Source organism: Desulfofundulus sp. (genome assembly GCF_049701015.1).
Classification (GTDB): domain Bacteria; phylum Bacillota; class Desulfotomaculia; order Desulfotomaculales; family Desulfovirgulaceae; genus Desulfofundulus.
Genome location: NZ_JBNATZ010000144.1, coordinates 1 through 6557 on the forward strand (window position 1 = coordinate 1; position 6557 = coordinate 6557).

General features: G+C 50.1%; 11 protein-coding genes and 1 pseudogene. 6 read left to right on the forward strand and 6 right to left on the reverse strand.

Annotation, left to right across the window (positions count from 1 at the left end):
- Both ACPLUI_RS09465 and ACPLUI_RS09470 read left to right on the forward strand, forming a co-directional pair.
- Positions 1–209, forward strand: a 209-nt coding sequence (locus ACPLUI_RS09465) for a DUF5320 domain-containing protein (protein ID WP_424660017.1), incomplete at its 5' end; no start/stop codon positions are given.
- A 170-nt stretch (positions 210–379) separates the two neighbouring features.
- Positions 380–823, forward strand: a complete 444-nt coding sequence (locus ACPLUI_RS09470; RefSeq protein WP_424660018.1) for an iron-sulfur cluster assembly scaffold protein — start codon at positions 380–382, stop codon at positions 821–823.
- Positions 824–950: 127 nt separating this feature from the next.
- Here the strand turns inward: ACPLUI_RS09470 and ACPLUI_RS09475 are convergent, their stop codons facing one another.
- Genes ACPLUI_RS09475 through ACPLUI_RS09485 form a run of 3 tightly spaced genes read right to left on the reverse strand, consistent with a single transcriptional unit; the run spans position 951 to position 2354 of the window.
- Positions 951–1148 carry a hypothetical protein gene (locus ACPLUI_RS09475; protein ID WP_424660019.1) on the reverse strand — a complete coding sequence of 66 codons (198 nt, stop codon included), beginning with the start codon at positions 1146–1148 and terminating at the stop codon, positions 951–953.
- Positions 1149–1178: 30 nt separating this feature from the next.
- Positions 1179–2006: a sulfite exporter TauE/SafE family protein gene (locus ACPLUI_RS09480; RefSeq protein ID WP_424660020.1), complete on the reverse strand. Its 828-nt coding sequence runs from the start codon at positions 2004–2006 to the stop codon at positions 1179–1181.
- 21 nt (positions 2007–2027) lie between these two features.
- The gene (locus ACPLUI_RS09485; protein WP_424660021.1) at positions 2028–2354 is read right to left on the reverse strand and encodes an ArsR/SmtB family transcription factor; all 327 of its coding nucleotides are present in this window, start codon (positions 2352–2354) and stop codon (positions 2028–2030) included.
- Positions 2355–2668: 314 nt separating this feature from the next.
- On the opposite strand from ACPLUI_RS09485, the gene ACPLUI_RS09490 reads away from it, so the two are divergent.
- The 4 genes from ACPLUI_RS09490 to ACPLUI_RS09505 all read left to right on the forward strand — a co-directional run bounded on the left by ACPLUI_RS09490 (position 2669) and on the right by ACPLUI_RS09505 (position 5682).
- Positions 2669–3139: a MarR family winged helix-turn-helix transcriptional regulator gene (locus ACPLUI_RS09490; RefSeq protein WP_424660022.1), complete on the forward strand. Its 471-nt coding sequence runs from the start codon at positions 2669–2671 to the stop codon at positions 3137–3139.
- Positions 3114–3917, forward strand: a complete 804-nt coding sequence (locus ACPLUI_RS09495) for an ATP-binding cassette domain-containing protein (RefSeq protein ID WP_424660023.1) — start codon at positions 3114–3116, stop codon at positions 3915–3917. The genes ACPLUI_RS09490 and ACPLUI_RS09495 overlap by 26 nt, the downstream gene beginning before the upstream one ends.
- A complete protein-coding gene (locus ACPLUI_RS09500) occupies positions 3874–4707 on the forward strand; it encodes an ABC transporter permease (protein ID WP_424660024.1) in 834 nt (277 codons plus the stop codon). Before ACPLUI_RS09495 ends, ACPLUI_RS09500 begins: the two co-directional genes overlap by 44 nt.
- A 615-nt stretch (positions 4708–5322) precedes the next feature.
- Positions 5323–5682, forward strand: a complete 360-nt coding sequence (locus ACPLUI_RS09505; RefSeq protein WP_424660025.1) for a NifB/NifX family molybdenum-iron cluster-binding protein — start codon at positions 5323–5325, stop codon at positions 5680–5682.
- Positions 5683–5745: 63 nt separating this feature from the next.
- Here ACPLUI_RS09505 and ACPLUI_RS09510 read toward each other — a convergent pair whose 3' ends face one another.
- The 3 genes and pseudogenes from ACPLUI_RS09510 to ACPLUI_RS09520 all read right to left on the reverse strand — a co-directional run.
- Positions 5746–5871, reverse strand: coding sequence for a hypothetical protein (locus ACPLUI_RS09510; protein ID WP_424660026.1), 126 nt, complete (start codon positions 5869–5871; stop codon positions 5746–5748).
- Positions 5868–6191, reverse strand: coding sequence for a hypothetical protein (locus ACPLUI_RS09515; RefSeq protein ID WP_424660027.1), 324 nt, complete (start codon positions 6189–6191; stop codon positions 5868–5870). The genes ACPLUI_RS09510 and ACPLUI_RS09515 overlap by 4 nt, the downstream gene beginning before the upstream one ends.
- Positions 6181–6557, reverse strand: a pseudogene (locus ACPLUI_RS09520) (DNA polymerase IV); the annotation flags it as partial. The pseudogene ACPLUI_RS09520 and the gene ACPLUI_RS09515, both read right to left, overlap by 11 nt.

Genomic DNA, 6557 nt, shown 5'->3' on the forward strand with positions numbered 1-6557 from the left:
GGGGTATGGGGCGCCGCGGTGCTTTCTGGTGGGGTGGTTTTCCCCCGTCCGCCGGTACGTCGTACCCGCCCTATTTCCCGTCCTCTCCCGAGCATGAAGCAGGGTTCTTAAAAGCGCATATCTCCCACCTCGAGAACATCCTCCAGACATTTAAGCAGCGCCTGGAGCAAATTCAGGGAAAACAAAAAGAACAGGCTGAACAGGAGTAATGAGAATGCCGGTAGTTTTAAAACTATTTTAAAACTACCGGCAAATAGTTTTTAAAGTTTTGATATTGTTGACACTGGTCAATAATTGGATTAAAATTATCCTCAAATTATAAACATAAATCATTATAGGGCGGAATATCCAATGAAAGTGAGCCATGGAGGGTTGCACGATGGATCTGGATAAGTTAGCGGAGGAACTACAGAAAAAAGTATGGTCAGAATTCAGTGATGTAGTTATCGACCATGCCAGCAACCCCCGGAATATCGGGAGAATTGAGGGAGCAGATGGTTATGCGAGTGTTAGCGGCTTCTGTGGTGATACCATACAGATCTGGCTTAAGGTAACCGATGGAAAAATTAGTGATATTACCTTCTGGACTGACGGTTGTGGTACCACCATTGCCGCCGGGAGTATGGTTACTGAACTTGCCAAAGGGAAAACTCTCTCTGAGGCTTTACAGATAACACCCCGGGATGTGCTGGAGGCCCTGGGAGGATTACCCGAAGAAAATGTGCATTGTGCTTTTCTAGCGGCAAACACACTGCACGAGGCTATCAAAGATTACCAGAAATCTCGTGCCAGGAATAACCAGGAGAGTAAAAACGAGTCCTGAACCTTATAAGTGAGATATTTATCGCCCAACAGTAACAACAAAAGCGGCAAAAACCGGGTGCCCCACCTTGCCTGGTTGACAGGGCTGGTGGGGCACGGGTTTCTCAAAGCGAAACACTACACCGATATCATAGTGGTACTTCACCTACCGGCTTTTCAATGAGGTCAGCCGGGAAAGGGAAATTATCCAGGGCAGCCATGGCAGCCTTCCCTTTAATGGACTTGAGAATATCCCGAAATTCCGGGAAGTACAGGTCCAGGATGGTGTTGAGGCGCGCCTCGCTTTGCTGAAGGTCTTCGTTTAACCGTTCCCGGAAGTTAATCACTCAGGTTATCCTCACCCCGAAAGGAATTAATTAGATGGCAATTCCGAAATAGGTTAAGATGTATTTAGCTGCCACATAAATAAATATCGCACCGAAAAGAGCCTTCAGCGTAGCAGTTTTCACCCTAGCTACGAATTTAGCGCCATAAAGAGCTCCTATTATGGCACCAATCCCAAGACAGATTGCAGTTGGAATATCCACTACATGCTGGTATAGTTTGAAAATGGCTCCTACCAGTGCCATCCAGATGAAGGAAGCCATACTCGTACCAATGGCCAGCTTCATCGGCCCTTTCAGGATATACAGGAACGAAGGTACCAGCGCATACCCGCCACCGAGACCAATAATCCCCGTCAGGAAACCAATTACCGAACCGAGAACACTTTTGCTCACAGGTGCACCAGGCACTTTCTGAGGCACGGCATCCGCAGCAGTTACCCCCACAGCCTGACCGCCGGCAACTGCCGCTAAGCGTGCCTGTCTGGGAGCTACGACAAGTCCCTCGTAAAGCATCCGTATCGAGGGTAACACAAAGGCCAGTCCTACTACCAGGTCAATCAGCTTCCCGTATGATTTCAAGTAACCAAAAACAATGCTTCCGATAATTACACCTAAGATGCCACTGTAACCGACAAGTGCAGCTGTTTCACCGTCTACATTTCCCATCTTTATATGCTGGTAGGCTCCAGAACCAGCAGTAAAAACGACTGCTGTTAGCGTCGTCCCTACCGCTATTGCCGGGTCGAAGTGGAAACCAAAACGAATTACCGGCATCATCAGTACACAACCACCGGTCCCGAGAAGACCACCCACAAACCCTGCCGGAAGTCCCACCAAAAAGTAGATCAGATATTGCACTCAAACACACCTCCATCATTATTATCTTTCAAGAGATGTCATAGTAGCCAGAAGTTTAGCCAGTTCCTCTTTTCGCCGCACTATAATTGCCCGTGCCAGTTCACAAATGGTTAGAACCGCCGGGTCACGCACGCGGTAGAACACCCGTGTTTTTTCCCTGCGCGATTCAAGGACACAGGCCTGCCGAAGTACCGACAGATGCCTTGAAACTAACGAGTGTTTCACATCTGCCGCCGACATAACCTCACAAACGCAGCGCTCTCCGGTACTTATAAAGTCGAGTATCTTAAAACGCAGGGGATGCCCAAGAGCTTGCAAAAGTTGCGCTGCTTGCTCCTCTTCTTTCATCTCCTCACCTCCTTTTGCTAGATTTTACCGCAGAAGGGAAACGCTAAGTTGTGGTTACTCTTTTCTGTATTTTAATATTATCATATATACCGTTCATGGCCAATATTTTTTTCATTATTTCATAACTTAAATTATCCGTTATCTCAGCGGTTATGTGAAGAAAGGCATTTTTTCATCTTTTTTTGAGCAAATCAGTTTTTCCTGACCCCTGTTTTGCAGTAGCTGTGAACACTGGAACTCTTCCAGGTTAATAAAATCAAACAGATTGATCATCAAAACATTTGATGCTATATTCAATACAGGTAGGTGTTTTAATGAGTAACAATGAAATCCTGTTCACGGAACAAATTGCAGATGCACTCTGGCAAATCTGGCGTTACTGGCGTCTGATGTCACACCCGGTAAAACAGGGCAAGATTACACCCGAACAGTACTGGGTTTTGCACATCCTGCACCGGTTCGGGCCACAGCGGATCAAAGACATTGCCGCCCGTATGGGAACCGGCTCAAGCTCGGTGACCATCACGGTAAAGCGGTTGGAACGGGATAACCTGGTCTGCCGAAAAAGGGGAACAGAAGACGAGCGTGTGGTAACTGTACATCTCACTGAGCACGGGCAGAGAGTATTTCACGCCTGGCGAGAGGAGAGGCGCCAGGTTTTGTCAGCATTGTTTGAACCCCTTAGTGGAGAGGAAAGGCGCCAGCTTTATAACCTGCTGGAGAAAGTACTGGGACAGATGAAAAAAGGAGCGTGTCCGGGTGGTGGAAGTAATTGTAGAAGTTGAACAACTGAGAAAATCCTTTGGTAAACACACCGCGGTCAAAGATGTTTCTTTTCACATTGCCACCGGGGAGATTTTTGGCCTGCTGGGACCAAACGGAGCAGGGAAGACCACCATTATACGTATGCTGACCACCCTGTTACCACTTGATCGCGGCCGGGCAACAGTGTGCGGTTACGATGTGCGACGGCAGGCAGCCCGGGTTCGACAATGCATAGGTTATGTACCACAAGCCCTGTCGGTGGACGGTGCGCTTACCGGCTATGAAAACATGATGGTTTTTGCGCGGCTGCTTGGTTTAAAAGGGAAAGAAATGAAAAAGCGTATTTCCGAGCTGCTGCACTTCATGCAGCTGGAAGATGCCGCCGGCCGGCTGGTGCGTACTTATTCCGGCGGTATGGTCCGGCGGCTGGAAATCGCCCAGGCTGTACTCCATTATCCGCGTGTGCTTTTCCTGGATGAACCCACAGTGGGGCTGGACCCGGTCGCCCGCAGAGGGGTCTGGGAGATACTTGAGAAATTGCGGCGCACCTCCCGTATAGCCATCCTGCTCACAACCCACTATATGGAAGAGGCAGATACAGTTTGTGCCCGGGTAGGCATAATTAATCACGGCGAAATGGTGGTTACCGGTACGCCGGAAGAATTAAAAGCCATGATGGCTGAACCCAATGTTTCTATGGATGATGTTTTCACTTATTTTACAGGGAATTCTCTGGATACGGGGGGAGATTTTCGTGGAATCAGACAGGTACGCCGCCTCAGCCGCCGCCTCGGTTGAACCGGCAGGGAGGACAGGCGGTACAGTGTTCAAGGTACTATCAAACATACTGGTCATAGTGGAAATGGAACTGCGCAAGTTGCGACATGACCCGACTGAACTATTCACCCGGGCCGTACAGCCCGTACTCTGGCTGCTGATCTTTGGCCAGGCTTTCAGCAGGGTACGCGCTTTCGAAACAAGCGGCGTAACCTACCAGACTTATATGACTCCGGGCATCCTCTCGCAGTCGGTGATGTTCACGGCTATCTTCTTCGGCCTGTCCACGATCTGGGAAAGAGATATGGGTATCTTGCAAAAATTTCTGGCCATGCCTATACCCCGCGTGGCGCTGGTGCTGGGTAAGGCTCTGGCTGCAGGGATACGTGCGCTGAGCCAGGCAATCATTATTTCTCTGCTTGCAGCCATAACCGGTATACCCCTGCACTGGCACCCGGTCATTCTTTTAGCAGCCACCGGCGTGATCATACTGGGAGCCGCATTTTTCGCCATCCTGTCCATGATTATCGCCGCCATTGTTAAAACCCGTGAGCGTTTCATGGGTATCGGCCAGTTAATCACCATGCCCCTGTTCTTTGCTTCCAACGCGCTCTACCCCATCTCCATTATGCCCGGCTGGCTTCGCGTGGTAGCATCGGTGAACCCGCTGAGCTACATGGTGGACTTCCTTCGCAACGCCCTTGTTCACGGCCAGTTGACCAGTTGGCGGGCAGATACGGGATTTCTGCTTCTGGCCTGCAGCCTGGCCACAGCAGTGGGCACGTACCTGTATCCCAGGATAGCCGCTTAAGATACAAAAGGGGCAGGTGTTTTAAAAATTTTATGACAGCAGGGCAGATACTTTTGATCCCAGCTGCCCGCAAAAACCTCTGCCCGCCTGGGACAGGGGAAATATTACCTGAAGTGGTGATACCGGATGAACGCATGAGAAGAAAGCTCCGAACTAAAATCTTACCCGGCTTTTCCCTGCCCCATATGTCAAGAAAGGGGCATCCCGGACAGCAGGAACAACATGCTGTGGGCAAACGGAGAGATGCAGTACACCACCCTGTTCCTCAACCGGATCCTGTCGAAAAATATAATAAAATAAAGCGAAATTCAAGCATCCCCAGAGAAAACCCCGGAGGACAAATCCAGAAGGAAGCACCCGGGGTTCTTTTTTTTTTTTTGAGAGGAATATTGCAATTTACAATTGTCAAATACCCTCCCCATTGCAGAATGCAACTCCCTTTCATGCAATAAGAAAGGTTCCCCAATCGCTTTATCTTTCACAGGGCTGTCCACCACTCCTGGTCTTTTTTTTGCGTATCCTGTAAACCGGGTAGCCCCCCCTTGAGAATGCAAAGGTTTTATTAACTCTGCACAAACCATATTTCTACGAGATTTAGCAACAGGAGGGGAAAATATGAAATTGGCCATTCCGAACGCTAACGGTTTTGTTAAACAGCACTTCGGAAAGAGCAAGGAATTTATAATTTTCGATATATCAGACCGGGAAATTAAAGGTCACAAGCTTTTATCGACCGCGCCTTTCCAGCACAACTACGAAGAGCTGGCAAAACTTTTGGTGCGGGAAGGCGTGGATACGTTAATTCTGGGCAGCGCAGGGTTGAGAGCCATCCAAATACTCCAGCAGCACGGGTTGAAAGTGATCACGGGTGCCAGCGGCAGCGTAAGGGAAGCAGCCATCGCCTATGCAAGGGGGGCACATCTTCGCCATACTCCATTTAATTCCGTTAACCCAAAACACGTTCTTTCCCGATAAGGTTGCAGGTAGCCTTCGATGTACTGCCTGAACTTTGCACAAGGTTGATAAATCTCCTTGTCATTATGCACCAGAGCCAATTGAACCACTTTCAGGAAAACGCGTCAAGAAAACCCTGTCGAACGGTGACGGATCGACAGGGTTTTCCTCATCAAGCACTACAGAAGGTATGAAATTTTCCAGCTTCACGACCAATTAAACCGCCTGTACACTTTCCTGCACTTGGGCAAAAAGAGTCCGCACGCCTGGGCTTCCGGTTTTCCACGAGACAGCACTTCCCGGAGCCCCTCTTTTCCCACCACCCTCAAAACTTCTACCACATGCAGGGTTTCCGGAACCGTCTTCTGCAAAGAACCGTACCCGGGCAGGCCAACCACGCAGCCCCAACGCACCTCTTCCCTTCCCTGGATTTTGACCAGAAATCGGCAGTCGGTGCATTTCCTTATTGCCCTGTCCCGCATTTCCGGCAGGATGATGCGATGGCTTTCCCACAACCGGTTACCACGCATACCGGACACCCGCCCCCGTAAGGGAAGAGGCCCTCAAAATGGCCATTTCCCCAAACCTGTTCCTGATATAATCACACGCCTGCTCGGCTTTTCTTCGTTTTTCCTTATCCCCGAAGAGAGTCAGCTGTTCCGGAGGCTTCGGAACCAGCCCGGTAAGGGTTACCCCTACCATGCGCACGGGCCAGCCCTCGGGCCAGTGCCGCTCCAAAAGCTCCACCGCCGCCCGGTACACGTCTGTGGCCAGGTCGGTATGCGCGCGAAGGGTTTTCATGCGCGCTAGATATGCAAAATGGGCGTCCTTCAGGGAAAGCACCACAGTTTTGCCCGCGTATCCCCCCATCCTCACTCTCTCAGCCACCCGGTCGG

Bases quoted from the DNA above. Each gene is read 5' to 3' on its own strand.
- ACPLUI_RS09470 (WP_424660018.1), top strand. From the start codon at position 380: ATGGATCTGGATAAGTTAGCGGAGGAACTACAGAAAAAAGTATGGTCA.
- ACPLUI_RS09485 (WP_424660021.1), bottom strand. From the start codon at position 2,354: ATGAAAGAAGAGGAGCAAGCAGCGCAACTTTTGCAAGCTCTTGGGCAT.
- ACPLUI_RS09490 (WP_424660022.1), top strand. From the start codon at position 2,669: ATGAGTAACAATGAAATCCTGTTCACGGAACAAATTGCAGATGCACTC.
- ACPLUI_RS09505 (WP_424660025.1), top strand. From the start codon at position 5,323: ATGAAATTGGCCATTCCGAACGCTAACGGTTTTGTTAAACAGCACTTC.
- ACPLUI_RS09515 (WP_424660027.1), bottom strand. From the start codon at position 6,191: ATGCGTGGTAACCGGTTGTGGGAAAGCCATCGCATCATCCTGCCGGAA.